This is a genomic window from Desulfovibrio legallii, from assembly GCF_004309735.1.
Lineage (GTDB): Bacteria > Desulfobacterota > Desulfovibrionia > Desulfovibrionales > Desulfovibrionaceae > Desulfovibrio > Desulfovibrio legallii.
Genome location: NZ_SIXC01000017.1, coordinates 1 through 24,640, shown reverse-complemented (window position 1 = coordinate 24,640; position 24,640 = coordinate 1). Strand labels below are relative to the sequence as shown.

27 protein-coding genes, 4 tRNA genes and 1 other RNA gene are annotated in these 24,640 nt (G+C 63.0%); 27 read left to right on the top strand and 5 right to left on the bottom strand.

Going from position 1 to position 24,640, the window contains the following annotated elements; genetic code table 11:
• Nucleotides 1–59: 59 nt before the first annotated feature.
• The 21 genes from EB812_RS11065 to rplL all read left to right on the top strand — a co-directional run bounded on the left by EB812_RS11065 (nucleotide 60) and on the right by rplL (nucleotide 14,568).
• Nucleotides 60–407, top strand: coding sequence for a DMT family protein (locus tag EB812_RS11065; RefSeq protein WP_118230546.1), 348 nt, complete (start codon nucleotides 60–62; stop codon nucleotides 405–407).
• A gap of 4 nt (nucleotides 408–411) precedes the next feature.
• Nucleotides 412–1,191 carry a sulfite exporter TauE/SafE family protein gene (locus EB812_RS11060; protein WP_118230545.1) on the top strand — a complete coding sequence of 260 codons (780 nt, stop codon included), beginning with the start codon at nucleotides 412–414 and terminating at the stop codon, nucleotides 1,189–1,191.
• A gap of 143 nt (nucleotides 1,192–1,334) precedes the next feature.
• The gene (locus tag EB812_RS11055) at nucleotides 1,335–2,300 is read left to right on the top strand and encodes a D-2-hydroxyacid dehydrogenase (protein ID WP_118230544.1); all 966 of its coding nucleotides are present in this window, start codon (nucleotides 1,335–1,337) and stop codon (nucleotides 2,298–2,300) included.
• A 2-nt stretch (nucleotides 2,301–2,302) separates the two neighbouring features.
• Entirely contained in the window at nucleotides 2,303–3,169 is an 867-nt protein-coding gene (locus EB812_RS11050; protein ID WP_118230543.1) for an amidohydrolase family protein, read from the top strand.
• Nucleotides 3,170–3,195: 26 nt separating this feature from the next.
• An RNA gene (gene ffs / locus EB812_RS11045) (signal recognition particle sRNA small type) lies at nucleotides 3,196–3,286 on the top strand.
• Nucleotides 3,287–3,684: 398 nt separating this feature from the next.
• Nucleotides 3,685–4,689 (top strand): DNA polymerase III subunit delta, encoded by a 1,005-nt coding sequence (locus tag EB812_RS11040; protein WP_130958302.1) that lies wholly within the window; start codon nucleotides 3,685–3,687, stop codon nucleotides 4,687–4,689.
• Nucleotides 4,690–4,765: 76 nt separating this feature from the next.
• A complete protein-coding gene (locus EB812_RS11035; protein WP_130958301.1) occupies nucleotides 4,766–5,482 on the top strand; it encodes a JAB domain-containing protein in 717 nt (238 codons plus the stop codon).
• On the top strand, nucleotides 5,479–8,040 hold the full coding sequence (lon, locus tag EB812_RS11030) for an endopeptidase La (protein WP_130958300.1): 2,562 nt from the start codon (nucleotides 5,479–5,481) through the stop codon (nucleotides 8,038–8,040). Before EB812_RS11035 ends, lon begins: the two co-directional genes overlap by 4 nt.
• Nucleotides 8,040–8,897, top strand: a complete 858-nt coding sequence (gene prmC, locus EB812_RS11025; RefSeq protein WP_118230539.1) for a peptide chain release factor N(5)-glutamine methyltransferase — start codon at nucleotides 8,040–8,042, stop codon at nucleotides 8,895–8,897. Before lon ends, prmC begins: the two co-directional genes overlap by 1 nt.
• 195 nt (nucleotides 8,898–9,092) lie before the next feature.
• Nucleotides 9,093–9,168: transfer RNA gene (locus EB812_RS11020), tRNA-Thr, on the top strand.
• 47 nt (nucleotides 9,169–9,215) lie between these two features.
• Nucleotides 9,216–9,301, top strand: a tRNA-Tyr gene (locus tag EB812_RS11015).
• A 103-nt stretch (nucleotides 9,302–9,404) separates the two neighbouring features.
• Nucleotides 9,405–9,480: transfer RNA gene (locus EB812_RS11010), tRNA-Gly, on the top strand.
• Nucleotides 9,481–9,691: 211 nt separating this feature from the next.
• Entirely contained in the window at nucleotides 9,692–10,885 is a 1,194-nt protein-coding gene (gene tuf, locus EB812_RS11005; protein WP_118230538.1) for an elongation factor Tu, read from the top strand.
• A gap of 4 nt (nucleotides 10,886–10,889) precedes the next feature.
• Entirely contained in the window at nucleotides 10,890–11,039 is a 150-nt protein-coding gene (gene rpmG / locus EB812_RS11000; protein WP_092152471.1) for a 50S ribosomal protein L33, read from the top strand.
• A gap of 43 nt (nucleotides 11,040–11,082) precedes the next feature.
• A tRNA-Trp gene (locus tag EB812_RS10995) sits at nucleotides 11,083–11,159 on the top strand.
• A gap of 21 nt (nucleotides 11,160–11,180) precedes the next feature.
• Nucleotides 11,181–11,420: a preprotein translocase subunit SecE gene (gene secE, locus EB812_RS10990; protein ID WP_118230537.1), complete on the top strand. Its 240-nt coding sequence runs from the start codon at nucleotides 11,181–11,183 to the stop codon at nucleotides 11,418–11,420.
• An 8-nt stretch (nucleotides 11,421–11,428) separates the two neighbouring features.
• Nucleotides 11,429–12,001, top strand: coding sequence for a transcription termination/antitermination protein NusG (gene nusG, locus EB812_RS10985; protein WP_130958299.1), 573 nt, complete (start codon nucleotides 11,429–11,431; stop codon nucleotides 11,999–12,001).
• Between the two features lie 121 nt (nucleotides 12,002–12,122).
• Nucleotides 12,123–12,545 carry a 50S ribosomal protein L11 gene (gene rplK / locus EB812_RS10980; protein ID WP_118230536.1) on the top strand — a complete coding sequence of 141 codons (423 nt, stop codon included), beginning with the start codon at nucleotides 12,123–12,125 and terminating at the stop codon, nucleotides 12,543–12,545.
• A 183-nt stretch (nucleotides 12,546–12,728) separates the two neighbouring features.
• Nucleotides 12,729–13,436 (top strand): 50S ribosomal protein L1, encoded by a 708-nt coding sequence (gene rplA / locus EB812_RS10975; protein WP_118230535.1) that lies wholly within the window; start codon nucleotides 12,729–12,731, stop codon nucleotides 13,434–13,436.
• A 178-nt stretch (nucleotides 13,437–13,614) separates the two neighbouring features.
• Entirely contained in the window at nucleotides 13,615–14,139 is a 525-nt protein-coding gene (rplJ, locus tag EB812_RS10970) for a 50S ribosomal protein L10 (protein WP_118230534.1), read from the top strand.
• A gap of 45 nt (nucleotides 14,140–14,184) precedes the next feature.
• On the top strand, nucleotides 14,185–14,568 hold the full coding sequence (rplL, locus tag EB812_RS10965) for a 50S ribosomal protein L7/L12 (protein ID WP_118230533.1): 384 nt from the start codon (nucleotides 14,185–14,187) through the stop codon (nucleotides 14,566–14,568).
• 125 nt (nucleotides 14,569–14,693) lie between these two features.
• Here the strand turns inward: rplL and ahpC are convergent, their stop codons facing one another.
• Nucleotides 14,694–15,260 (bottom strand): alkyl hydroperoxide reductase subunit C, encoded by a 567-nt coding sequence (ahpC, locus tag EB812_RS10960; protein ID WP_118230532.1) that lies wholly within the window; start codon nucleotides 15,258–15,260, stop codon nucleotides 14,694–14,696.
• Between the two features lie 326 nt (nucleotides 15,261–15,586).
• Between ahpC and EB812_RS10955 the strand changes: the two genes are divergently transcribed.
• Together EB812_RS10955 and EB812_RS10950 are read left to right on the top strand one after the other, a co-directional pair.
• Nucleotides 15,587–16,048: a Fur family transcriptional regulator gene (locus tag EB812_RS10955; protein ID WP_118230531.1), complete on the top strand. Its 462-nt coding sequence runs from the start codon at nucleotides 15,587–15,589 to the stop codon at nucleotides 16,046–16,048.
• Nucleotides 16,049–16,375: 327 nt separating this feature from the next.
• Entirely contained in the window at nucleotides 16,376–16,588 is a 213-nt protein-coding gene (locus tag EB812_RS10950; RefSeq protein WP_118230530.1) for a FeoB-associated Cys-rich membrane protein, read from the top strand.
• 375 nt (nucleotides 16,589–16,963) lie between these two features.
• Here EB812_RS10950 and pstA read toward each other — a convergent pair whose 3' ends face one another.
• The 3 genes from pstA to EB812_RS10935 form a co-directional block, all read right to left on the bottom strand.
• Nucleotides 16,964–17,782: a phosphate ABC transporter permease PstA gene (gene pstA, locus EB812_RS10945; protein WP_118230564.1), complete on the bottom strand. Its 819-nt coding sequence runs from the start codon at nucleotides 17,780–17,782 to the stop codon at nucleotides 16,964–16,966.
• 149 nt (nucleotides 17,783–17,931) lie between these two features.
• Nucleotides 17,932–18,822, bottom strand: coding sequence for a phosphate ABC transporter permease subunit PstC (pstC, locus tag EB812_RS10940; RefSeq protein WP_130958298.1), 891 nt, complete (start codon nucleotides 18,820–18,822; stop codon nucleotides 17,932–17,934).
• A 146-nt stretch (nucleotides 18,823–18,968) separates the two neighbouring features.
• Nucleotides 18,969–19,787: a phosphate ABC transporter substrate-binding protein gene (locus EB812_RS10935; RefSeq protein WP_130958297.1), complete on the bottom strand. Its 819-nt coding sequence runs from the start codon at nucleotides 19,785–19,787 to the stop codon at nucleotides 18,969–18,971.
• Between the two features lie 257 nt (nucleotides 19,788–20,044).
• Here EB812_RS10935 and EB812_RS10930 point away from each other — a divergent pair, with 257 nt between their 5' ends.
• The 4 genes from EB812_RS10930 (at nucleotide 20,045) to phoU (ending at nucleotide 24,152) form a co-directional block, all read left to right on the top strand.
• Nucleotides 20,045–20,719 (top strand): response regulator, encoded by a 675-nt coding sequence (locus EB812_RS10930; RefSeq protein WP_130958296.1) that lies wholly within the window; start codon nucleotides 20,045–20,047, stop codon nucleotides 20,717–20,719.
• A 97-nt stretch (nucleotides 20,720–20,816) separates the two neighbouring features.
• The gene (locus EB812_RS10925; RefSeq protein WP_118230526.1) at nucleotides 20,817–22,613 is read left to right on the top strand and encodes a HAMP domain-containing sensor histidine kinase; all 1,797 of its coding nucleotides are present in this window, start codon (nucleotides 20,817–20,819) and stop codon (nucleotides 22,611–22,613) included.
• Entirely contained in the window at nucleotides 22,610–23,365 is a 756-nt protein-coding gene (gene pstB / locus EB812_RS10920; RefSeq protein ID WP_118230525.1) for a phosphate ABC transporter ATP-binding protein PstB, read from the top strand. Before EB812_RS10925 ends, pstB begins: the two co-directional genes overlap by 4 nt.
• 16 nt (nucleotides 23,366–23,381) lie before the next feature.
• Nucleotides 23,382–24,152: a phosphate signaling complex protein PhoU gene (phoU, locus tag EB812_RS10915; RefSeq protein WP_130958295.1), complete on the top strand. Its 771-nt coding sequence runs from the start codon at nucleotides 23,382–23,384 to the stop codon at nucleotides 24,150–24,152.
• Here phoU and EB812_RS10910 read toward each other — a convergent pair.
• Nucleotides 24,149–24,430, bottom strand: coding sequence for a hypothetical protein (locus EB812_RS10910; protein ID WP_130958294.1), 282 nt, complete (start codon nucleotides 24,428–24,430; stop codon nucleotides 24,149–24,151). The genes phoU and EB812_RS10910 overlap by 4 nt on opposite strands.
• Nucleotides 24,431–24,640: the final 210 nt, after the last annotated feature.

The following is a 24,640-nucleotide window of genomic DNA, read 5'->3' as shown; positions in this document are numbered from 1 at the left end:
CGTGCCCCTCGCGCCCGCCCACGTGCGGATCTTTTTACCCGCCTTCAGAGGGCGTCGCCATGCACCTGCCCGTTCCCTGCATCACCGTGGGGCTGCTGCTTTGCTCCAACGTTTTCATGACCTTTGCCTGGTACGGGCACCTGCGTTACAAAAGCGCGGCTCTGCCTCTGGTCATTCTGACCAGCTGGGGCCTCGCCTTTTTTGAATACACCTTGCAGGTGCCGGCCAACCGCATAGGTTATGGCTATTTTTCCGCCGCGGAACTCAAAACCGTGCAGGAGGTCATCTCGCTTTGCGTGTTCATGGCCTTTTCCGTCTTCTGGCTGCACGAACCCCTGCGCTGGAACCATGTGCTGGGCTTTGCCCTCATCGTGCTGGCTGCCTGGGTCATCTTTAAAAAATGGTAAGCCCATGTGGGAACTGACGCTGCCCGTCCTGCTGGCGGGCATGGCCGCTGCCCTGGGGGGCGGCTTTATCGACGCCATCGCCGGCGGCGGCGGGCTGGTGACCATGCCCGTGCTGCTGCTCACCGGCGTGCCCCCGCACATGGCCCTGGGGGCCAACAAAGTCAGCGCCTGTCTGGGCACGGGCGTGGCCCTGGGCAACTTTGCCCGCAGCCGTCTGGTGCTCTGGCGCGTAGCCCTGGCCGGCCTTGGTTTCTCCCTGCTGGGCTCCTGGGTCGGATCCCGTCTGACCCTGCTGCTGGACGCCGCCCTGCTGGGCAAAATACTGGTGGCTCTGCTGCCCGTGGGCCTCTGCGCCACCCTGCTGCCCCAAAAAGACCGCAGCCTGCCCCCCCTGCCTCTGCAGGGACCGCGCTTCTGGCTGCCCGTAACCCTGGTCTGCCTGCTGCTGGGCGCGTACGACGGCTTTTTCGGCCCCGGCACCGGCAGCTTTCTCATTCTGGCCTTCCACTGGGTGCTGCGCATGGGGCTCATGCAGGCTTCGGCCACGGCCAAGGTGCTCAACCTGGCCTCCAATCTGGGCGGGGCCACGGTCTTCGTCCTCAACGGCGTGGTGCTCTGGAAGCTGGCTTTGCCCATGGCCGCGGCCTGCTGCCTGGGCAACTGGCTGGGCAGCCGCATGGCCATCCGGGTGGGGCCCGCCGCCGTGCGCCGCTTTCTGGTGGTTTCCCTCAGTCTGCTGCTGCTTTCGCTGGTCTGGCAGTATTTTTTTGCATCGGCAGGCTAAGCGCCGCACCAGCCCCCAGCCTTTATACTGTTCGCTGCCCTGCAGGCACGCGGCTCCCGGCCCACGCGGCTGCGCTTCTTTTCTTCAGGTTGCGGGCCGACGCGGGCCGCGCTACACTGCTTTGGCAAACCGAGGTTAGACCTATGAAAATCACCATTCTGGACGGCGCGGTGCTCAATCCCGGCGACGTGGACTGGGGTCCCATCACCGCTCTGGGCGATGTAACCATTTATGACGAAACCCCGGCGGACAAACTGGCGGAACGGGCCAAAGGCGTGGACGTGCTGCTGACCAACAAAACGCCCCTGGGCTGCGCAGATCTGGAAAAAATTCCCGACGTGCGCATGGTGGGCGTGCTGGCCACGGGCTACAATACCGTGGATATCGCCGCCCTGGCCAAGCGCAACGTGCCTGTGTGCAACGTGGTGGCCTACGGCGTGAGCGACGTGGCGCAGCACGCCATGGCCCTGCTGCTGGAACTTTGCCGCCACACCACCCTGCATACCGAAAGCGTCAAAAATGGCGACTGGATCAAAAGCCGCAACTGGTGCTACTGGAAAATTCCACCTGTCTGTCTGGAAGGGCTGACTATGGGCCTCATCGGCTTCGGCTCCATTGGTCGGCGCATGGGCGAACTGGCCCACGCCTTCGGCATGAGCGTGCTGGCCTACTGCCGTACGCCCAAGGATCCGCCCGCGTACAGCCCCTTTACCTTTGCCCCGCTGGAACAGCTGCTGGCCGCCGCCAACGTGGTTTCGCTGCACTGCCCCCTGACCGAAAGCACGCGCCATATCATCAATGCCAAAACCCTGGCCCTCATGCCCAAGGGGAGCTTTTTGCTGAACACGGCGCGCGGCCCCCTGGTGGACGAAGCCGCCGCGGCAGCTGCCCTCAAAAGCGGCCAGCTGCGCGGCCTGGGCACAGACGTACTTTCCACCGAGCCGCCCCAGATGAACAACCCCCTGCTCAGCGCGCCCAACACGCTGATCACCCCGCACATTGCCTGGGCCACCACCCGCGCCCGCCAGAACATCATCAACCTCACAGCGGAAAACATCCGCCGCTGGCAGGCCGGTACGCCCATCAACGTGGTCAACGGGGTCAAATAACCGTGCGCATAGACATCCATACCCACGCCTTTCACCCCAAAATCGCGCGTAAAGCCGTGGACCACCTCAATGCCTACTATCAGCTCACCTGCGCCGGCGATGGCACCATAGACCACCTGCTGGCCCGACAAAGCGCCGCCGGAATTGACAAATGCGTGGTGCTCTGCGCGGCCACGGCCCCGGCCCAGGTCATCCCGGCCAACAATTATGCCATAGCCCTGCAGCGTGCGCATCCCGACAGGGTCATTGCCTTCGGCACCCTGCACCCCGGCTACGCCCAATGGCAAAAAGAGCTGGACCGCCTCAAGGCCGCCAACATCCGGGGGATCAAGCTGCACCCGGACTTTCAGGGCTTTCGCCTGGACGACCCGCGCCTGTGGCCCATCTTTGAAGCGGCTCAGAAGGATTTTATTTTTGAAATCCACATCGGCGACGCCATGCGCCCGGAAAGCGCGCCCTCCTGCCCCTACAAGCTGGCCGCCATTCTGGACGCCTTTCCAGGCTTGCGCATCATTGCCGCCCACTTCGGCGGCTACCGCATGTGGGCGCACTCGCTCAAGGTGCTGGGCGGCAAATTGCGGGAAAATCTCTGGCTGGACACCTCCAGCACCTCGCCCTTTGCCACGCCCTTGCTGTTACGACGGCTGCTGGCCGCCTTCCCGTCAGAGCGCATCCTCTTCGGCACAGACTGGCCCCTCTACGATCCTCTGGACGAACGCCGCCGCCTGCAACAAAAAGCCGGCCTCGACGCTGAGGGAATGGACCGCCTGCTGACCAACGCCGCGGCCCTTTTCGGCCCAGGCCACGGGCAAGACGCCGCCGCGCCGGTCCAGGCAGTCCCGCCCCTTTCCGTGGCCGCCGGCCATTGACAAGCCGCCCCCTTACCGTATAAAGCAGGGCCAGGCCGGGCGGCGGCAGCACTGCCAACCCCGTCAGGTCCGAAAGGAAGCAGCGGTAACAGCCGCTGCCGGGTGTCCGGCCCCTGGAAGCCGCAACGGTTCGCCGTTGCGGCTTCTGCGTTATGGCCCGCAACCCGCCAGCCCGGCGACGGCAAGACCGCGCATACACCGGGGCAAAAACGCCCCGGCTGGTAGGGCATTGCAATGTTGCAATGCCCTGGCGGTTGCGTCAGCAGGGTAGTGTCAGAATTGTTCGCACATTGCGTAGCCGCCAAGTGGTTATGCCTGGGTTGGGCCTCAAAGTGCGGGCGCGGGCAGCCTCTTCCCCACACGGCCGTTTCGCCTTATACTGCAGCCAGTGTTCCCTGGGGCTCAGCCCGCTGCACGCGTGCCGGGCCCCATTCGACCGCGACGACGGAACAGTTCGCCGCAGGGATTTTTACGGGCGGCAGCACACGCCCCACAACCTTGTTACTGAAGGCATTATGAGCACTCCACGCCCCGGCTTTTCCCTCCTGATCTGCCCGGACGGCCAGCTCCTGCGCGCCCGCCTGGACCGCCTGCTGGCGGCCCATCCCCCCCGCTCCGGCGTCTGGGAACGCCGCGTCTACTGGGGCGATGAGGAACCGCCAGCCGCTTTCTGGGAAGAGCTGACCCTGCCCGGCCTGCTGGGCGCCTCCCGCGCTCTGGTGGTGCGGCAGGCCCAGCTCTGGCCCGTGGCAGTGTGGAAAAAACTTTCGCGCGCGCTCTCCCGCCCTACAGAACAGTGCTGGCCTTTTTTTTGCCTGGAAGTCCCGTGGGAAAAAGGCCAACCCAAACTGCCCGCGGCCCTGACCAAGCTGCGCTGCCTGAAGTTTGCTGAAGAACAGGGCTGGCTGTGGCGGCACGAGGGCCTCACCCCCTACAGTCTTAAAAACCACCTTGTGCAGCGGGGCCGTGCCCTGGGCCTGCGCTTTGCGCCCGACGCTCTGGAACGGCTCTGCGCCTCGGTGCCGCCCGACGCCAGAGCCGTGGAAAACGAGCTGGAAAAAATTTTGCTGCTGCGGGCGGCGCTGACGGCCCAGGGCGCGCCCCAGCCCCCTGAGGTGGACCTGAGCCAGATCCCCACAGGCGGCTGGAGCCCGGACTGCAACGTCTTTGCCTGCATCCAACATATGGAGGCCGGCAATATCACGGCCCTCTGGCAGGAGCTGGCCCGCAACGAAGACGGCTCCGGCCTGCTTTTCTCCTTTCTGGCCCTGCTGGCCAGGGAACTGCGTCTGCTCTGGCAGATCAAAGCCGGTGAGAACGTACGCCTTTACCCCAAGGACGCCGCGGCCAAACGCGCCCTGGCCGCACGCCTGAGCCCCGCAACCCTGGCCGAGGCTCTGGCCCATGTTATGGACGCCGAATGGCAGGTCAAGAGCGGCCGCCGCAGCCCGGAACAAAGTCTGGATTTTCTGGCCGCACGCCTCACGGGGCTGCTGGCCCCGGCGGAGACCGCCCACTGACTGCGGCACGCTTGCCGACGCGGCGTCTTCTTTCCGCCGCCCAACCCCTTGCACACCTCTGAAAACTGCTTACTTTATGACAGCAAAGCCGGCATCCAATCCTTCAAGCTATCTTGGCCACAGGGCCAGAGTGCGTGAACGGCTGGCCCACGAGGCCACGGCAGTAGCGGATTATGAAGTGCTGGAGCTTTTACTGGGCTATGGGCTGACCCGCAAGGACACCAAGCCTCTGGCCAAGGAACTGCTGCAGCGTTTCGGCAGCATCCGCGGCGTGCTGGACGCCCGTCCGGACGAACTGCTGGCCGTGCCCGGCTTTGGACCGGGGCTGCTGGCCTTCTGGCAGGTACTGCGCGAAACCCGGGCCCGCAGCGTGGCGGCCCCGGTACGCCGACGCGAGGTGCTGGCCACCCCGGAAGCCGTGGCCCGAATGGCCCAGGCCCGGCTGGCCGGATGCCCGCACGAGGAATGCTGGCTGGCCCTGGTGGACCAGCGCAACGGCCTGATCGCCTGGGAACGCCTGCGTCGCGGCGGCGTGGCGGAGATACCCCTCTACCCCCGCGACGTGCTGGAGGCGGCCCTTGCCCACAAGGCCGGCGGCATCATCCTGGTCCACAACCACCCCGGCGGGCATGCCCTGCCGTCACAGGCGGACAAACTGCTGACGGAGGAACTGCAAAGGCTGGCGCCGCGCCTGGGCCTGCGCTTTCTGGACCATGTCATCGTTACAGAGGGAGACTGCTACAGCATCACGCAAGCACAGCGCATATGCCTGCAGTCGGGGAGTAATATATGAGCGATTTTGACAAAAAAACCACTTTGACGCCCAGCGAAACCGGCCCCACGCCCGACGCGAACCCGCAGCCGGAGCATGAGGCCGCCGCGCCCGAAACCGGCGAACACGAAGGCGGCCCTTCCGCCCAGGCCGTGCCCGACGTGCTGCCCGTACTGCCCGTGCGCGATGTGGTCATCTTTAATTATATGATCCTGCCCCTGTTCATCGGGCGGGAAAAATCCGTGCGCGCCGTGGACGCGGCCCTGCAGAACGGCCGCCATTTGCTGGTCTGCGCCCAGAAGGAAGAAAGCACCGAAGACCCCCGGCCTGAAGACCTCTACCAGGTGGGCACGGTGGTGCAGGTCATGCGCATGCTCAAAATGCCCGACTCGCGCGTCAAAATCCTGGTGCAGGGCGTAAGTCGCGCCAAGGTGGAGGCCTTCAGTCGGGTGGAACCCTATCTGGAGGCCCGCATCACCACCCTGAGCGAACGCACGGCCGTCACCGACGCCACGGTGGAAGCCCTGTTGCGCTCCGTACGCGAGCAGAGCGAAAAAGTGCTCACCCTGCGCGGGCTTTCCTCGCCGGACGTGCTGGCCGTGCTGCAGGGCGTGGACGACCCCGGCCGCCTGGCGGACCTCATCGCCGCCAACATGCGCGTAAAAACCGCCGAGGCCCAGCGCATCCTAGAAACGGAAGACCCCATCGAACGCCTTATGCTGGTCAATACCCAGCTCCAGCGCGAAGTGGAAGTGGCCACCGTGCAGGCCCGCATCCAGAGCTCCGCCCGCGAAGGCATGGACAAGGCGCAGAAGGACTATTTTCTGCGCGAGCAGCTCAAGGCCATCCGCAATGAGCTGGGCGACAAGGACGAAGACGCCGAAGAAGACCTGGAAAACCTGCGCAAGGCCCTGGATAAAGCCGGCCTGCCCAAGGATGTGCGCAAAGAGGCCGACAAGCAGCTGCGCCGCCTGGCGGGCATGCACGCCGATTCCTCCGAAGCCAATGTGGCGCGCACCTATCTGGACTGGCTGGTGGAGCTGCCGTGGAAAAAGCTCTCCCGCGACCGCCTGGACATCGCCCACGCCAAGGAAATCCTGGATGCAGACCACTGTGGTCTGGACAAGGTCAAAGACCGCATCCTGGAATTTCTGAGCGTACGCAAGCTCAACCCCCAGTCCAAGGGCCCCATCCTCTGCTTTGCGGGCCCTCCCGGCGTGGGCAAAACCTCGCTGGGGCGCTCCATTGCACGGGCCATGGGCCGCAAATTCCAGCGGCTTTCTCTGGGCGGCATGCACGACGAGGCCGAAATCCGCGGGCACCGGCGCACCTATATCGGGGCCATGCCCGGACGCATCATCCAGGCCCTCAAACAGGCCGGCACGCGCAACCCCGTCATGGTCCTCGACGAAGTGGACAAGATCGGCACGGACTTTCGCGGCGACCCCTCCTCGGCCCTGCTGGAAGTGCTGGACCCGGAGCAGAACTACACCTTCAGCGACCACTACCTGAACGTCCCCTTTGATCTCTCCAAGGTCATGTTCATCTGCACCGCCAACCACTTGGACACCATCCCGGCGCCCCTGCGCGACCGCATGGAGGTCATCTCCCTGCCCGGCTACACCCTGCAGGAAAAGACCGAAATCGCCCGCAAGCACCTGCTGCCCAAAAAAGTTGAAGAAAACGGCCTAGAAGGAAAAGATGTGGTTGTAAGCGACGCGGCCCTGGTCAAGGTGGTGCGCGAATACACCCGCGAGGCCGGCCTGCGCAATCTGGAGCGTGAGCTCTCCTCCATCTGCCGCAAACTGGCCCGCCGTAAGGCCGAAGGCGAAGACGGCCCCTTCAAGGTGGGCGTGGCGGATGTGGAAAAGCTCCTGGGCGCGCCCCGCTTTATAGAAGATGAAAAGGAAAAGACCCTCCTGCCCGGCATGGCTCTGGGCCTGGCCTGGACCCCGGCGGGCGGCGAAGTGCTCACTGTAGAGGCCACGGTCATGAAGGGCAAGGGCGGGCTCACCCTCACCGGTCAGCTGGGCGACGTCATGAAGGAAAGCGCCCAGGCGGCCCTGAGCTACATCCGCAGCCGGGCCGACGAGCTGGGCGTGGACCCCGGCTTCATCACCAAACACGACATCCATGTGCATGTGCCCGCAGGGGCCACGCCCAAGGACGGCCCCTCGGCGGGCGTCACCCTGACCACGGCCCTCATCTCGGCCCTGAGCGGCCGCTGCGTGCGCGCCGACCTCTGCATGACCGGCGAAATCACCCTCCAGGGCCGGGTGCTGCCCGTGGGCGGCATCAAGGAAAAGATCCTGGCGGGCGTGGCGCGCGGCCTCAAGCACGTGGTCATCCCCTACCAGAACGTGAAGGATCTGGAAGACGTGCCCAAAGACCTGCTCAAGCGCATCAGCGTGCACCCCGTGCACCACTATGACGAACTGCCGTCTCTGGTCTTTGAAGACGCCCAGGGCGGTGCGCGCCCGACGGGCAGCGGCTCCGGTCGGGGCGGCAAGGCTAAAACCGCTGCGGCCAAAACCGCCGCCAGGCCGCGCGCCCGGCGACGGGAAGGCGCGGAGGCCTAGTGCGTCTGGGCGAGTATCTGGCTCTGGCGGGCCGGCGTTTGCAAAAGGCGGGGGCGGACAGCCCCCGCCTTTGCGCGCAGGTGCTGGCCGAAAATCTGCTGGGCCTCAGCCGTCTGGAATGCGTGCTGGCAACCCGGCGGGAGCTGGACTCCCGCGAAATCGCAGCCCTGGACGCCCTTGTGGACCGCCGGGCCGCAGGCGAACCCCTGGCCCACATCACAGGCCACAAGGAATTTTACGGCCTGGACTTTCTGGTCACGCCGCAAACCCTTATTCCCCGCCCGGAAACGGAACTGCTGGTGGATACGGCTCTGGAGCTGCTGCCCGATCCGCAGGGGGAACTCCGCTTTGCCGACCTGGGCGCGGGTTGCGGCTGCATCGGCCTGGCCCTGGCCCGTTGCCGACCTCGCTGGCGCGGCCTGGCCCTGGACCTCAGCGCAGAGGCCCTGACCGTGACCCTGGCCAACGCCCAACGCCTGGAGCTTGCGCACCGGGTACGCCCCGTGCGGGCCGATCTGTTTGCCCCGCCCCTGCGGCCCGCAAGCCTTGACCTGGTGGTGAGCAACCCCCCCTATGTGGCCCCGGGCGAACGTTCGCGGGTCATGGCCGAAGTGCTGCGTTTTGAGCCGCATACAGCCTTGTTTTCGCCGCAAAACGGCCTGGCCCACCTGGACGCCGCAACCCAGGCCGCAACACGCAGCCTGCGGCCCGGCGGCCTGCTGCTGCTGGAACACGGCGACAGGCAGGGCGAAGCTGTGCGGGGCCTGCTGGTCCAGGCCGGCTTTGCTGCCCCCCAGACGCGCCGGGATCTGGCCGGGCTTGAGCGTTGCACTCTTGGCCGGAAAGCGGCACTATAAAAAAGCAGCCTTGTCAGAAACGCTGCGGAAACACGGCTTGCGCTTCTGGGCAGAGTGCAGTAGTATAAATGCCGTTTTTCCGCGTCCGGCGCGGACGAACGCCCCCTGCAGCCCAAGGGCGCAAACAGAAATTTGTCGCAAAATGCATTTTTTGCTTGCCAAGCAGGGTGGAAATAGCTAAGAAGCAGTGTTGCCGCTGGCGTAGCTCAACTGGCAGAGCAGCTGATTTGTAATCAGCAGGTTGCGGGTTCGAGTCCCATCGCCAGCTCCACAAAAAGCAGAACAAAGATCGCAATAGGGATCTTTGCCAAGCTCAGTGGAGGGGTTCCCGAGTGGCCAAAGGGAACAGACTGTAAATCTGTCGTCGTAAGACTTCGGTGGTTCAAATCCACCCCCCTCCACCACCACTTTTCCGTCTTCCCTTAATAAGGGACGGTAGGTGGGTGGTTACAAAAAACTGCCTTGGCTGTAGGAGACAGGAAGCCTGTCGGGGTACTACGGTAATGTGCGGGAATAGCTCAACGGCTAGAGCATCAGCCTTCCAAGCTGAGGGTTGCGGGTTCGAATCCCGTTTCCCGCTCCATTCCTGCTGGCCCTACCCCCCTTCAGTCATCTTGTCCGCCAATGCACGTTCCCTGGTGTCCAGGGACTGAATGCGGATAGCGGGCCGCCCTCACGGCCTTGCCCCCTGCCGCAGCCGTTACGCGAGGAGCAGGCGTTACAGCACGCGCGAACCCGATTTATCAGTGTAACGCAGGTAAAACGCAAAACTTTTTTCTCCAGGGAGACGTACAATGGGCAAGGAAAAATTTCAGCGCAAAAAGCCCCATGTAAACATCGGCACCATCGGCCACATCGACCACGGCAAGACCACCCTGACCGCCGCCATCACCAAGATCGCCGGCCTCAAGGGCGAGGGCAAGTTCATTTCTTATGACGAAATCGACAAAGCCCCCGAAGAAAAAGAGCGCGGCATCACCATCTCTACCTCCCACGTGGAGTACGAGACCGACAAACGCCATTACGCCCACGTGGACTGCCCCGGCCACGCCGACTACATCAAGAACATGATCACCGGCGCCGCCCAGATGGACGGCGGCATCCTGGTGGTGGCCGCCACTGACGGCCCCATGCCCCAGACCCGTGAGCACATTCTGCTTGCCCGTCAGGTGGGCGTGCCCCAGCTGGTGGTCTTTCTGAACAAGTGCGATCTGGTGGACGACGAAGAGCTGCTGGAACTGGTGGAAATGGAAGTGCGCGAGCTGCTCTCTTCCTACGACTTCCCCGGCGACGACGTGCCCGTTATCCGCGGTTCCGCCCTCAAGGCTCTGGAAGCCGACAGCGCCGACGCCCCTGAAGCCAAATGCATTCTGGACCTGCTCCAGGCTTGCGACGACTTCATCCCTGAGCCCGTGCGCGATATCGACAAGCCCTTCCTGATGCCCATTGAAGACGTGTTCTCCATCTCCGGCCGCGGCACTGTGGTGACCGGTCGTGTGGAGCGCGGCGTCATCAAGGTGGGCGACGAAGTGGAAATCGTGGGCATCAAGCCCACCCAGAAGACCACCTGCACCGGCGTGGAAATGTTCCGCAAGCTGCTCGACCAGGGCGAAGCCGGCGACAACATCGGCGTGCTGCTGCGCGGCACCAAGCGTGACGACGTGGAACGCGGCCAGGTGCTTGCCGCGCCCAAGTCCATCACGCCCCACAAGAAGTTCAAGGCCGAAGTGTATGTGCTCGCCAAGGAAGAAGGCGGTCGTCACACCCCCTTCTTCACCGGCTACCGTCCGCAGTTCTACTTCCGCACCACGGACATCACCGGCGTTATCAACCTGCCTGAAGGCGTGGAAATGGTCATGCCCGGCGATAACTCCCAGTTCCTGGTGGAGCTTATCGCCCCCATCGCCATGGAAGCCGGCCTGCGCTTCGCCATTCGCGAAGGCGGCCGCACGGTGGGTTCGGGCGTCGTGACCGAAATCATCGAGTAACGCCATGCGAGTCAACATTATCCTGGCCTGCACCGAGTGCAAACGCCGCAACTACAGCACCCGGAAGAACAAAAAGACCACTACCGGGCGGCTGGAAATGAAAAAGTATTGCCCCTGGGACAAGAAGCACACTGTGCATCGTGAAACCAGGTAACAACCTTTCCGCCGGGGGGCGGTAAGCCCCCCGGACGGCACGCAGGGCAGTAGCTCTAACGGCTAGAGCGGCGGTCTCCAAAACCGCATGTTGGGGGTTCGAATCCCTCCTGCCCTGCCATTTTTTATCCCCGGACGCACCATGGCAAAAAAACAGGCTCAAGCCGTTGACGTAAAGGCGGCCAAAGGTCCCAACCCCGTGGCCCGCTTTGCCCGCTATGTGGAGGACTCCAAGGCCGAGCTGCGCAAAGTCACCTGGCCCACGCTGCAGGAGACACGCAAGGCCGCATTGGCCGTGCTGGGCTTTGTCGCCGTGATGGCTGTCATCCTGGGGCTGGTGGACCTTGGTCTCTCCTCCCTCATCAAGACCATTCTGTCCTGAAGGCCGTTATGAAAGAACCCGTTATCGACGAAACTTCCGAGCTTTCCAAAAAAGCTCGCTGGTATATTGTGCACACCTACTCGGGCTTCGAGCAGCGTGTGCAGAAGACCATTAACGAGTTGCGCCGCACCGGGCAGGACCAGGGCCTGATTGAGGAAGTGGTGGTGCCCACCGAAAAGGTCATTGAGCCCACCAAGGGCGGCCAGCAGCGCACCTCCACCCGCAAGTTCTACCCCGGTTACGTCATGGTGCGTATGGTCATGACCGACCTTTCCTGTCACCTGGTGCAGTCCATTTCCAAGGTGACCGGCTTTGTGGGCGGCAAAAACCGCCCCACCCCCATGCGCGACGCCGAAGCCGAACGCATTCTGGCCCTGATGGAAACCCGCAAGGAGACGCCCCGTCCCAAGTTCAATTTTGACCGGGGCGACGAGGTGCGCGTCATCGAAGGGCCCTTTGGGGGCTTCAACGGCGTGGTGGAAGACGTGAATTACGACAAGGGAAAGCTGCGCGTCTCCGTATCCATCTTCGGCCGGCAAACGCCGGTGGAGCTGGATTTTGTGCAGGTTTCCAAAGGATAACGCGGCCCCTTTTGTCCGGGCGCTTTGCCAGGGTCTTGTGTCCTGCGCGCGCCCGGCTCTTTAATGACCTGCCCGCACGGCGCAATGTCCGCGCCACAGCAGCGATGTAAGGATTACGCACATGGCCAAAAAAGAAGTTGCCAAAATCAAATTGCAGATCCCCGCAGGCGCGGCCAATCCCTCGCCGCCGGTGGGTCCGGCCCTGGGCCAGCACGGCCTGAACATTATGGGCTTCTGCAAGGAGTTCAACGCCCGCACCCAGGACCAGAAGGGCATGATCATCCCGGTGGTCATCACGGTGTACGCCGACCGCTCCTTCACCTTTGTCACCAAGACGCCCCCGGCCTCCGTACTGATCATGAAGGCCGCCAAGATCGAAAAGGGCTCCGGCGAACCCAACCGCAACAAGGTTGGCAGCCTGACCCACGCCCAGGTGGAAGAAATCGCCAAGCTCAAGCTGCCGGACCTCAACGCCGCCAGCCTTGAGTCTGCGGTCAAGTCCATTGCGGGCACGGCCCGCAGCATGGGCATCGACGTCAAGTAAGCTCGCGTGCCGCCGGGAGCGCCGCCGGCGTTCTACCCTTTTGCGCGGCGCAACGGCCTTGTGGCGGCGGGAACCGGCGCGTTGCGTCGGAGATTATCGGCCCGCCCTCGTTGGAATCAATTGTACTGCCGGCCCCGTGCAGTCGGGCCCCGGCAGGAGATGCAAACGACAAGGATTATTCCCATGCCCAATCATGGCAAAAAATTTCGCAACGCCCTTGAAGGGGTTGACCTTCAAGCGCGATTCAGCATTGAAGACGCTGTGAGCAAGTCTCTGGCCGCCGCTTTCGCCAAATTTGACGAAACCGTGGACGTGGCCATTCGTCTGGGCGTTGACCCCAAATATTCCGACCAGATGGTGCGCGGCGCCGTTACCCTGCCCCACGGGTTGGGCAAATCCGTGCGCGTGGCCGTGTTCTGTAAGGGCGAGAAGCAGGCCGAGGCCCGCGAGGCCGGCGCCGACGTGGTGGGCGCCGAAGACCTGGTGGCCAAGGTCAAGGAAGGCTGGCTCGAATTTGACGCCGCCGTGGCCACGCCCGACGTCATGGCCCTGGTGGGCCAGATCGGCCGTGTGCTGGGCCCCCGCGGGCTCATGCCCAACGCCAAGACCGGCTCGGTCACCTTTGACGTGACCAAGGCTGTCACCGAGCTCAAGGCCGGCCGCGTAGACTTTAAGGTGGACAAGGCCGGCGTGCTGCACGCGCCCTTGGGCAAGGTTTCCTTTGGGCCGGAAAAGATCCTAGGCAACCTCAAGGCCCTGCTTGAGACGGTCAATCGTCTCAAGCCCTCGGCCGCCAAAGGCTCCTACATGCTCTCCATGGCTGTTTCCACCACTATGGGCCCCGGCTTCAGGGTGGACATAGCGCAGGTCAAAAAATTTCTTGAAGGCTAAGCCTTCAGGAGCGCCCCCGGTCTTGCGGTTTGTCCGCGGGTTTTGGGGGCGCACTGTCTGAGGAACGGGATTTCGAGTCGAAGACGGCAGGCGGGGGCGACCCCTTAATCTGCCCTGCCCAGACGCTTCTTCTTTGGCTCGGCATTCCACCTGGCAACCCCAACGTGAGAGGTATCACGTGAACAGGTCTGAAAAAGCCGCCGTTATTGAGGCCATCAAGGCTCGCGCCGAGAAGGCTCCTTTTACGGTGCTCACGGACTTCAAGGGCATGTCGGTGGAAGAGCTGACGAACCTGCGTGTCAGCCTGCGCAAGGCTGGCGGCGAATACCACGTCGTCAAGAACACGCTGGCCCGTATTGCTCTGACCGACGGCACGCATGCCGCTATCAAGGACAAGTTCCACGATAACTGCGGCGTGGCCTTTGGGTACGACGACCCGGTGGCGGTGGCCAAGGCGCTTAGTGATTTTGCCAAGCAGAGCAAGCTCTTTGAGCTGCGTTGCGCCAGCCTGGACGGCAAGGCGCTGGACGCCGCCCAGATCGACGCTCTGGCCAAGCTGCCCGGCAGGGAACAGCTTTTGGGTCAGCTGCTCGGCACCATGAACGCCGTGCCCACCAATTTTGTGTCGCTGTTTGCCAACCTGCTGCGTGGCCTGCTCTACGCCCTCAAGGGTATTGAAGAGCAGAAAGGCAAGGCCGCCTAAGGCCTTTTGCAACGCAGCCAAGCCAAATTATTCAGGAGACATATCATGGCCATTACTAAAGAAGAAGTCGTTGAATTTATCTCCAGCATGACGGTGCTGGAACTTTCTGAATTCATCAAAGAACTGGAAGAAAAGTTCGGCGTTTCCGCCGCTGCCCCCGCTGCCGCCATGGTCATGGCTGCTCCGGCCGGCGGCGCCGCTGAGGCCGCCGAAGAGAAGACCGAGTTCGACGTGGTGCTGAAGGAAGCCGGCGCCAACAAGATCGCCGTCATCAAGGTGGTCCGCGCCCTCACCAGCCTTGGCCTCAAAGAAGCCAAGGAAAAGGTGGACGGCTGCCCCTCCACCCTCAAGGAAGCCGTTTCCAAGGAAGAAGCCGAAGAAGCCAAGAAGCAGCTTACCGAAGCCGGCGCCACTGCGGAAATCAAGTAAGTTCCGCGTATACCGGACGCATGGGGCGGGGCCGCAGGGCTCCGCCCTTTTTTGTATGGAGCCCCAGCCAAATGGAGGGGCTCCATACAAAAATTACGTGGGGGCCGCCGCTCCCCACAGTATTCCTATAATTTGCCTACCAGATCCAGGCCCGGCTTCAGCGTGGCTTTACCCGGCTTCCAGCGGGCGGGGCAAACCTGGTCGCCGTGCTCGGCCACAAACTGGGCGGCCTCCAGCTTGCGCAGCAGTTCCTCTACGTTGCGGCCGATGCTGGTGTCGTGGATTTCATAGGCCTTGACCACCCCTTCAGGATTGATGACGAAACTACCGCGCAAGGCCTGTCCTGCCCCTTCGATCATCACGCCGAAAGCCCGGGAAAGTTCGCCCGCGCAGTCCGCCAGCATGGGATAACGGATTTTGGCAATGTTGGGCGAGGCGTCGGCCCAAGCCTTGTGCACAAAGGCGCTGTCCGTAGAGACGGAATACACTTCGCAATTGAGCTTTTTAAAGGCCTCGTAGTTCTCGGCCAGATCTTCCAGCTCCGTAGGGCAAACAAAGGTAAAATCCGCAGGGTAAAAGAAGACCACAGACCAGTGCCCCAGCAACTCCGCATCGGTCACGGTTTTCAGTTCCCCGGCCTGATAGGCCTGCACGCTGAACGGAGCCACTTTTTTGTTGATAAGATTTTCCATACTGTCATCCTTATTCGGCGGAGCGTACCGCTCCGGCAAAGGTTTTTTGCTGTCTCTTTTTGAAAACAGTATTCAATCTTGTTATTCCTGTCAAGAACAGGGCAGCGAGAAATACCGCGTTACTGTAGTCTGCGCACGCCCTAACGACAAGGCCGTCGCGCCTGTGCGTAAAGCGTGCGCTGGTTTGGGGACTGCGCGTTGCTTTTTAAATAAAAGTGGTGCATCCTAGAAGCCGCGCGGACATCCCCAACCGTCACGCTTCCCCGCCTGGAAGCGTTTTGGCAGCCCCGCGCGCTGCCAGACCGCTTTCGGGAGCAGGCGCAATTATGACAGCAAAACCGAGGACCGTGGGCCTGCCGGAATTTCTGGACTTCATGAACCGCAAGGGCCTGAACACCACCTCGCAGCGACGCACCATTGCCGAGGCTTTTTTTGAACTGCCCGGCCACCACTCGCTGGAAGAATTTTACCAGCATATTTTGCAGCGCGATCCCGGCATCGGGCAGACTACGGTTTACCGTACGCTCAAGCTGCTCTGCGACGCGGGCCTGGCTATGGAGATCCACTTCAGCGACGGCATCACCCGCTATGAAGTGGCCAGGCCCGACAGCCACCACGACCACCTGGTCTGCCTCGGCTGCGGTAAGATTGTGGAAATCTGCGATCCCCGCATCGAAAAACTGCAACGCGAACTGGCCGAAAAATACGGCTTCAAACTGCGCGGCCATGTGCACAACCTCTACGGCCTCTGCGCCGAATGCCGGGCCAAGGCCGCCAAAGAGCTTTAGGGCTTTTCAAGGTTGAAACGCCCAGGCGACTGCTTGCGCAACCGCCCACCACGCAAGTTAAGCGCAAGGTATCTGCAAGGTTAAGTTCTGAAGCGCGCGAGCCGTAACTGTTGAGCATATGTATTCTTAAAGGCAAGCTGCGCTGAGACAAACGCACCTTAGCGTTCCCCTGTGGTTGCGGGCCTGCCTTTTAGGGCGCGGCCAGAAAAAATTTATTTCCCCCCGCAAAGAACTTGACTTTCATTTTCTAAAGAACCATCTTCTTGCTACAGACAACCGCGGTTGAGCGTCACATGTCGCGACGCCGCCGCGCCAAGGTGAATGCATATGGATCTGCAACTTGTCCTCATTATTCTTTGCGTCCTGGTGGCGCTGGTCTTCATGATCCGGCGTATGCGCCGCGCCATGCGCAGCGGCCAGTGCGGCTGTGGCTGCGACGGAGGCTGCGACGCCAAGGCGCACCCCACCTGCAATTGCGGCGGGCAGGCAACTATTGAGCCTTTGCACCCGGAAAAAACAGAAAAAAACAAACTGTCCTGAGTGTTCCTGTCACCATGCCGCCTCGGCTTACGGCGGCGGACTTTACTCGCCCCCTCCTCCCGTTTCCCTGGGGGAAACGGATATGCGAAACCCCGGCCTTTCGGTCGGGGTTTCGTCATGTTCAGATGTTGTTGCCCAATTTCTGCTGCGCTGTCCGCACGCCCGGCAACCGGCGATCTGCCGCCACCTGTCCTGGCGGCAGCCGTATACGGCAGTCGGGAACTTCGCCCAGGGCAAGATAATCTGCTCCTCGATCATTTAACACTTGAAATGCTCGCTTACGGCAGGCAAAAGCCTGCCTTCTCGCATTTCGTGGCAAAGGATTTTCAAGAAAATCCTTGCAGAGCAGTTAGCTCATTCCATTCGCTAACTGCTCTAAGCCCGCCTCTGCAGCCGGTCGCGCAACAGAATGGCCAGCAGGTTCATGCCCAGCACCAACAAGAGCAGCACCAGGCCCGTGCCGTACTGCAGAGGGCGGGTTTTTTCGATTTCCGTACCCGCCGTGGCCAGTACATACATGTGGTAGGGCAGGGCCATGACCGCACTGAATACGGAATCGGGCGTGCGCGGGGTGTAAAACACGGCGGCGGTAAACATGATGGCCGCGGTTTCACCCGCCGCACGGGCCACCCCCAAAATGGCTCCGGTAAGCATGCCCGGCAAGGCGCAGGGCAGCACCACCCTGGCGATGGTCTGCGACTTGGTGGCCCCCAGGGCCAGGGAGGCTTCACGGTAAGTATCCGGCACGTTGCGCAAGGCTTCTTCGGCCGTGCCGATGATCACCGGCAGGGTCAGCACGGCCAGGGTCAGCACGCCGGAAAGAATGCTCACCCCAAAGCCGCAAAAAGTGACAAAAAAAGAAAGTCCGAACAGGCCGAAGACCACCGAGGGCACGCCGGCCAGGTTATTGACGCCCAGGCGCACATAGCGGGCAAAAGGGCTGCGGCCCGCATACTCGTGCAGATATACGGCCGAGGCCACTCCCAAAGGAAAGGCCAGCAGCAGCGAGCCCAGCGAGAGAATGGCCGTGCCCACGATGCAGGGCCAGATGCCCCCCTCGGTCATCATGTTGCGGGGCGCCTGGGTGAGAAATTCCCAGCTCAGGGCCGGCAGGCCGTTGCGCAGCAAAAAGGCGCACACCCCGAGCAGAGCCAGAACGTTACAGGCGGCCACAGCCCGCAGCAGCCAGAACATAAGGGTCTGGCGGCGGGCCCGCCGTCGTCCGCTGGCGGGCAGGCGCAGAGCGGACGACGGCGGAGCGGGCGGCGGGACGGGCCTGCCGCCCTGGGGCACGGACGGCAGCGTGGGGGTGGGTATGATGGAAGGCATGAAAATTCCCCTTGTTACAGGCTGGAGGTGCCGGCCTGGCGGTGTTTTTCAGCAATATGTCCGGCCAGAACATTGAAGGCCAGCGTCAGGAAAAAGAGCACTATGCCAATGGCGAACAGGGCATGGTAGTGTTCACTGCGGAAGGGGGCTTCGGCCATTTCCGCAGCTATGGAGGCGGGCATGGGCCGCACCGGATCCAGCAGTGAAGTGGGCAGAATGGCCGCGCCGCCGGCCACCATGAGCACCACCATGGTTTCGCCTATGGCACGGGACATGCCCAACATTACCGCCGTGCCGATGCCGGAAAGGGCGGCTGGCACCACCACGCGCACCGTGGTCTGCCAGCGGGTGGCCCCCAAAGCCAGGGAGGCCTCACGCAGGTCACGCGGCACGCTGTAGAGGGCGTCCTCCGAAACAGAACAGATGGTGGGCACGCTCATAAGGGCCAGCACCAGGGAGGCGTTGAGCAGGTTGAGGCCCGAAGCCGCGCCCAGGGCGTCCTGAAGAAAGGGGGCCAGCACCACCATGCCCAGAAAGCCCAGCACCACCGAGGGCAAAGCCGCCAGCAGCTCCACAAAGGGCTTGACCACGCGGCGCACGGCCGGGTGGGCGATTTCCGTCAGATAAACGGCCGTGAGCACGCCCAGGGGCACAGCCAGCAGCGATGAACACAGCGTCACGGCCAGCGAAGCCGCCAACAGCGGGAAAATGCCGAACAGGCCGGGCTCCTCCGTGGGGTACCAGAGCTTGCCGAACAAGAAATCGATAAAGGAATACTCGCTGAACAGCGGCACGCCTTCCATAAACAAAAACAACACAATGCCGCCCAAAGCCAGCAGAGAACTGCCCGCCAGGACGGCCAGGGTGTGCCGCACCAGATTTTCCCGCATTGCCGTGGAGCGCATGGCCCCTCCCCTTCCCAGATGGTCTTGCATGATTTTTATTGGCCCTGGTCCACACCGGGCGGCCTTGTCCCGCCGACGGCGGAGGCCTCCGCCACGGCAGAGGCCTCCACGCGAGGCTTTATCACCCCGCTGTGTGTGGGTCGTCCTTATTTGGCCAGGGGCACATAGCCCACTTCCAGCACGTTCTTCTGGCCCTTGCCGGGATCCAGCAGGTAATCCACAAAGTCTTTAACGCTGCCGGCAGGCGCGCCGTTGGTAAAGATGAACAGCTCGCGCGCGATGGGCCACTGCTTGGAAAGCGCCGTCTGGGCGTTGGCGGTCACCTTGTTGACCGTAAGGCCCTTGGTGGACTTGTCCACATAGCCCAGACCGATGTAGCCGATGGCGTTTTTGTTTTTAGAAACAGCCTGCACCACAGCGCCGTTGGAAGCCTGCATAAGGGCTGCGGGGCTGACGCGCTGCTTCTTCATGACCATTTCTTCCCAGCACTCAAAGGTGCCGGAAGAGGTGTCGCGTGAGATGACCACGATCTTGGCGTTAGCGCCGCCCAGGTCTTTCCAGTTGGTGATCTTGCCGGTGTAGATGTCGCGCAGCTGCTCAACGGTCAGGCCGCTCACGGGATTGGCGGGGTTAACCACGGGCACGATGGCGTCCACGGCAATGGCCGTGCGCTGCGGGTTCACGCCGTTCTTTTTGGCCGCTTCCACTTCCTTGTCCTTAATGTCGCGCGAGCTCATGGCGATGTCGCACTGTTTTTCCAGCAGGGCCTTGAGGCCGTTGCCCGAACCGCCGCCGGAAATGCTCAGCTCCACGCCGGGGTGCGCGGCCATAAAGGCTTCGCCCGCCTTCTGCACCACAGGCAGCACCGTGGTGGAACCGTTGATAACGACCTGCCCGGCCGCAAAAGCCGGGGCGCTCAAGCTCAGCATGGCCAGGGCCAGAACCAATTTTTTACCAATAAACATGAATATGCTCCTTTGTTGCACTTTGGTTGCGTATGCCGTTCCGGGCGGGCCGTTTCCCGCCGCGTTTCCCTTTTGGCCCGCCTCTGTTACAGAATGATGACGGAACGCAGAACACTGCGTGAAACCGCGCAACACCCTGCCGCGCCGCGCAAAATTCTGTCAGCCCCGTTGACGGCGGCTGTCACGCAATTGTCACACAGCCACCACACGCCTGGCGCACAACCGCGCTGAACTGGGTCGGGAAAAAGGAAGACGCCATGCAGCAGATACTTGTAGTAGAAGATGAGGCCGACATCCGCGAACTGTTACGCTTCAATCTGGAGCGCGAAGGCTTCAGCGTGCTGGAAGCGGCCGACGGCCCCCAGGCCCTGGACATGGCCCGGCGGCACACGCCCGCGCTGGTCCTGCTGGACGTCATGCTGCCGGGGCTGGACGGCTTTGAAGTCTGCCGGCGGCTGGGCGCGCAGACGGAAACGGCTCACATCCCCATACTCATGCTCACGGCCCGCGGCGAAGAGATGGACCGGGTGGTGGGCCTGAGCCTGGGCGCAGACGATTATGTGGTCAAACCCTTCAGCGTACGCGAGCTTATGCTGCGGGTACGGGCCGTGCTGCGGCGCGGCGGACGCGAAACCCAAAGCCCCGCGCTGGAACGTCACGGCATTCGCCTGCGCACGGACGCCCATACCGCCGAAGTGGAGGATACCCCCCTCAACCTCACGGCCACGGAATTTCGCCTGCTGGAAGACCTGCTGCGCCACGCGGGCACGGTGCGCACCCGCGAGCAACTGCTCAACAAGGTCTGGGGCTACTCCTTTGAAGGCTATGCCCGCACGGTGGATACCCATGTACGCCGTTTGCGCGCCAAACTGGGGCCCGCCGCCCCCCTGCTGGAAACTGTGCGCGGCGTGGGCTACCGGATCAAGGAATAGCGCGGCAGAGCCGACGGCGTCATGCCCCCCGCCGCTGGCCCCTCCCCCTGTGACGGAAGGTTGCAGGGCACAACAATCTTATACCCCGGTGAAACACATGCTTTCTTTCAGAACGCGCATTTTTGGCGGCATGCTGGCCGTGGCCCTGGTGGTAGCGGGCATAGCCGTGTTTACGGGCCGTTCGTGGTTTGAGGAGGGCCAGTTGGAGGCCGCGCGGCAGCGCCTGCTGCGTGAAACGACCCTGGCCGCCGCCCTGCTGGCCCAGCTGGGGCCAGAACCGGCAAGTCTGCCCCAACTGGCGCGCATCCTGGACATGCCCCAGGAACGCCTGACCCTCACAGACGCCACGGGGCAGGTGCTGGCCGACACGTCCCCCGGCGCACAGCCGGTGACGCGCCTGGACAACCACGCCGATCGCCCCGAAATCCACGCCGCCCTTATGGGCGAGCCGGGCTTTGCCCTGCGCCCCAGCGGCACCCTGGGCACAGACATGGCCTACGCCGCCGTGCCCGCGGCCACCGGGCGCGTGCTGCGGGTGGCCGTGCCCCTGGACCACCTGCGCCAGGACATCGCCCACCAGGCTTCTTTTTTCACCCGTCTGGGGCTGACGGCCCTGCTGCTTTCACTGGTCCTGGCGGGCGTGCTTTCCGGCGCGCTGCGCCGTTCGCTGGACCAGATGGTGGCGGTGGTGGAGGCCATTTCGCTGGGACATTTTCAGCGTCGACTCCGGCACATCCCCGGCCGGGAATTTGCCCCGCTGGCCGAGGCCGTCAACCGCATGGCCGAGAATATTGAGGAACACATACGCGCCGCCGCAGAGCAGACCGCCCAACTGGAATGCGTGCTGGAAACCATGAGCGACGGCGTGCTGGTACTGGGGCCGCGTGGCCGCATCCGCCGCTGCAACCGCGCCCTGGCCCGATGCTTTCCCCAGGCCGCCGCGGCTCAGGGCGCGCCTGTGGTGGAGGTCATCCCCTCCCCCGCTCTGCAGGAAGCTGTAGACGCCCTTATGGCCGAGCCGGAAGCGCGAAGCGATGAAGCCGAATCCAGGGCCCGCCGGCAACGTTATCTGCACCTGGAGCTGTCTTCGGGCGAAGTCATGTCCGTCTGCCTTTCCCGCCCTTCCGGCCAGGAGGACGCGCACGTGCCCACCGGCGTGGGCGCGGTGGCCGTGTTCCATGATATCACGGAGCTCATGCGCCTGGAGCGCGTGCGCCGCGACTTTGTGGCCAACGTGTCGCACGAGCTGCGCACGCCCCTTACGGCTATCCAGGGCTATGCGGAAACCCTCATGAATCTGGACCTGCCGCCCCAGTGCCGCCGCTTCGGCGAGATCATCCTCAAACACGGCCTGAGCCTTTCGCGCATGGTGGAGGATCTGCTCTCTCTGGCCCGCCTGGAGGGCAAGGGCGGCAGCCTGGAGCTCAGCCCCATTGATCCGCTCGAGGCTCTGAACCAGGCCACGGCCCAGTGTCACGAGAGCCTGGAGGCTAGACGCTGCACGGTAGCGGTGAACATGCCCCAGGGCTGCCGGGTCATGGCCAGCCAGCCCCACCTGACCCAGGTCTTCCGCAACCTGCTGGAAAACGCGGCCCGCTTTACGCCTGAAGGCGGCACTGTGCGCGTGAGCGCGCAGGAAGCGGAAAACACGGTCACCTTTCGCGTGACGGACGACGGGCCGGGCATTCCCAAGGCGGATCTAGAACGGATTTTTGAGCGCTTCTACCAGGTGGAGCGCCACCGGGGCCAGGCCAGCACCGGGCTGGGCCTGGCCATCTGCAAGCACATCATTGAGCGGCACGGCGGCCATATCCGGGCGGAAAGTCCGGCCCCGGACGGCAGCACGGCCCTGGTCTTTACCCTCACACCCGTCCACGGAGCGGCACACTCATGAAGGAAGCACTGCTGACGCGCAAGGTCAGTGTTTTTTACGGGCAGAACAAAGCCCTGCACGAGGTCAGTCTGGAGTTCCCCCCCAGCCGGGTCACGGCCCTCATCGGGCCTTCCGGCTGCGGCAAATCCACCTTTCTGCGCTGTCTTAACCGCATGAACGACCTGGTGCCCGGCGCGCGCGTGGAAGGCGAAATCCTGCTGGACGGGCAAGACGTGAATCGCCCGGACACAGACGTAGTTTCCCTGCGCTGTAAGGTGGGTATGGTCTTTCAGAAGCCCAACCCCTTCCCCAAAACTATTTATGAAAACGTGGCCTACGGCCTGCGCGTCAACGGCCTGCGCGACGAAAGCCTCATTGCCGAAAAGGTGGAGCTTTCCCTGCGCCGGGCAGCCATCTTTGACGAAGTGAAGGACCGCCTGCAGGCCCCGGCCCTGGGGCTTTCCGGCGGGCAGCAGCAGCGTTTGTGCATTGCCCGCGCCCTGGCTGTGGAGCCGGAGGTGCTGCTTATGGACGAACCCGCCAGCGCCCTGGACCCCATTGCCACCCAAAAGATAGAAGAAAGTATCCGCGAGCTGCGGCAATCCCTGTGCATTATCATCGTCACCCACAATATGCAGCAGGCGGCCCGCGTTTCTGACTACACGGCCTTTTTCTACATGGGCAAACTCATTGAACACAATACCACGGACAGCATGTTCACCCGGCCGGCCAAAAAGCAGACCGAGGATTACATTACCGGCCGCTTCGGTTAGAGGGAGGGATTCTCTTATGCAACAGGAAATCAACTACTTGCAGCAACTGCTCGCCACTCTGCGCACCCGTCTGTTGGTCATGGCCGCCAGCGTGGGCATCGCGCTGGAAGAAGCGGGCAAAGCCCTGGCCGCCAACGACCCTGGCAGGGCCACGGCAGTTATGGAAAACGACGCGGCCATCGATGCCCTGGAAAACGAAATTGATGAAATGGCCCTGCAGCTGCTGGCCCGCACCCAGCCCGTGGCCGGCGATCTGCGCTTTGTGGTCAGCGCCCTGCGCATGGTGGTGGACCTGGAGCGCATCGGCGACGAAGCCGTGAGCGTGGCGGAACAGGCCGTGCTTATGCAGGACACGCCGGGCTGCGCCGTGATCCCGCAGGTGCTGCCCATGTTTCAGCGCGCCCGCGAGGCCTATGAACAGGCCGTGCGCATTTTTCGTGAAAACCGCGCCGACGAGGCCCTGCAGTGCATCCACGGCGATGGCGAAGCTCTGCAGTGCGAGGTGCGCATCATCCAGGGCATTATGGAGCGGCTTTCGGATCCGACCTCTGGCCTCAAGCCGCCTTTGGCCATGCACATCATCCTCATCACCCGCTCCCTCACGCGCATCTGGCGGCGCTCCATCAATATTGCGGAGCACGTCTACTTCATCAGCCAGGGCGAGAGCCTCAAACACAACAAGCTCGAAGACAAAACCGCCCCTCCTGCGGCTTTGGCGGACGGGATGGAAGAAGACATTGCCACAGCGACAGAGGATCCGACGACGGCAAATCCTGCGGAGGTCTAACCGGACGGGCGACTTTGTTCTGCAAGGCCGCCCTCGCCGCCGCATCCTCTCTGGCGCGCCTTTGCTATGAAGCGCCGCGCCCCCAGCTGTTGCGCGAAGCCACCTTGGACCGCCGAGCTTGCGAGGCGGGGGCTGGTGTCGTAAGAATTGGGGGAAAATAAGATTTTTTTGATGCCGACAAGGAAACGGCGGATTTTTGCGCGCAGCGGACTCAAGTCCGTGAGCAGCAAAAACCCGCCGTTGACGCCGTCGGCGCAAAAAAGGCTGTTTTTGTCCAAACGGTACGATAATCTCCTGCCCCGCCCTGCGGCTGCCTCTACGCCAGAACCCACCGCCCTGCCGTTGCATCCTCGCCGTTGCATCCTCTCTGGCGCGCCTTTGCTATGAAGCGCCGCGCCCCCAGCTGTTGCGCGAAGCCACCTTGGACCGCCGAGCTTGCGAGGCGGGGGCTGGTGTCCTTGCGAGGCGGGGGCTGGTGTCGTAAGGAT

What these genes read in the sequence shown, in the direction of transcription:
- rplL (WP_118230533.1), top strand. Translation starts at nt 14,185, where the DNA reads ATGGCCATTACTAAAGAAGAAGTCGTTGAATTTATCTCCAGCATGACG.
- EB812_RS10930 (WP_130958296.1), top strand. Translation starts at nt 20,045, where the DNA reads ATGCAGCAGATACTTGTAGTAGAAGATGAGGCCGACATCCGCGAACTG.
- phoU (WP_130958295.1), top strand. Translation starts at nt 23,382, where the DNA reads ATGCAACAGGAAATCAACTACTTGCAGCAACTGCTCGCCACTCTGCGC.
- rplA (WP_118230535.1), top strand. Translation starts at nt 12,729, where the DNA reads ATGCCCAATCATGGCAAAAAATTTCGCAACGCCCTTGAAGGGGTTGAC.
- lon (WP_130958300.1), top strand. Translation starts at nt 5,479, where the DNA reads ATGAGCGATTTTGACAAAAAAACCACTTTGACGCCCAGCGAAACCGGC.
- nusG (WP_130958299.1), top strand. Translation starts at nt 11,429, where the DNA reads ATGAAAGAACCCGTTATCGACGAAACTTCCGAGCTTTCCAAAAAAGCT.
- tuf (WP_118230538.1), top strand. Translation starts at nt 9,692, where the DNA reads ATGGGCAAGGAAAAATTTCAGCGCAAAAAGCCCCATGTAAACATCGGC.
- pstB (WP_118230525.1), top strand. Translation starts at nt 22,610, where the DNA reads ATGAAGGAAGCACTGCTGACGCGCAAGGTCAGTGTTTTTTACGGGCAG.
- EB812_RS10955 (WP_118230531.1), top strand. Translation starts at nt 15,587, where the DNA reads ATGACAGCAAAACCGAGGACCGTGGGCCTGCCGGAATTTCTGGACTTC.
- rplK (WP_118230536.1), top strand. Translation starts at nt 12,123, where the DNA reads ATGGCCAAAAAAGAAGTTGCCAAAATCAAATTGCAGATCCCCGCAGGC.
- pstA (WP_118230564.1), bottom strand. Translation starts at nt 17,782, where the DNA reads ATGTTCTGGCTGCTGCGGGCTGTGGCCGCCTGTAACGTTCTGGCTCTG.
- EB812_RS10925 (WP_118230526.1), top strand. Translation starts at nt 20,817, where the DNA reads ATGCTTTCTTTCAGAACGCGCATTTTTGGCGGCATGCTGGCCGTGGCC.
- ahpC (WP_118230532.1), bottom strand. Translation starts at nt 15,260, where the DNA reads ATGGAAAATCTTATCAACAAAAAAGTGGCTCCGTTCAGCGTGCAGGCC.
- EB812_RS10950 (WP_118230530.1), top strand. Translation starts at nt 16,376, where the DNA reads ATGGATCTGCAACTTGTCCTCATTATTCTTTGCGTCCTGGTGGCGCTG.
- EB812_RS11065 (WP_118230546.1), top strand. Translation starts at nt 60, where the DNA reads ATGCACCTGCCCGTTCCCTGCATCACCGTGGGGCTGCTGCTTTGCTCC.
- rpmG (WP_092152471.1), top strand. Translation starts at nt 10,890, where the DNA reads ATGCGAGTCAACATTATCCTGGCCTGCACCGAGTGCAAACGCCGCAAC.
- EB812_RS11040 (WP_130958302.1), top strand. Translation starts at nt 3,685, where the DNA reads ATGAGCACTCCACGCCCCGGCTTTTCCCTCCTGATCTGCCCGGACGGC.
- EB812_RS11055 (WP_118230544.1), top strand. Translation starts at nt 1,335, where the DNA reads ATGAAAATCACCATTCTGGACGGCGCGGTGCTCAATCCCGGCGACGTG.
- secE (WP_118230537.1), top strand. Translation starts at nt 11,181, where the DNA reads ATGGCAAAAAAACAGGCTCAAGCCGTTGACGTAAAGGCGGCCAAAGGT.
- pstC (WP_130958298.1), bottom strand. Translation starts at nt 18,822, where the DNA reads ATGCGCTCCACGGCAATGCGGGAAAATCTGGTGCGGCACACCCTGGCC.
- EB812_RS11060 (WP_118230545.1), top strand. Translation starts at nt 412, where the DNA reads ATGTGGGAACTGACGCTGCCCGTCCTGCTGGCGGGCATGGCCGCTGCC.
- EB812_RS11035 (WP_130958301.1), top strand. Translation starts at nt 4,766, where the DNA reads ATGACAGCAAAGCCGGCATCCAATCCTTCAAGCTATCTTGGCCACAGG.
- EB812_RS10935 (WP_130958297.1), bottom strand. Translation starts at nt 19,787, where the DNA reads ATGTTTATTGGTAAAAAATTGGTTCTGGCCCTGGCCATGCTGAGCTTG.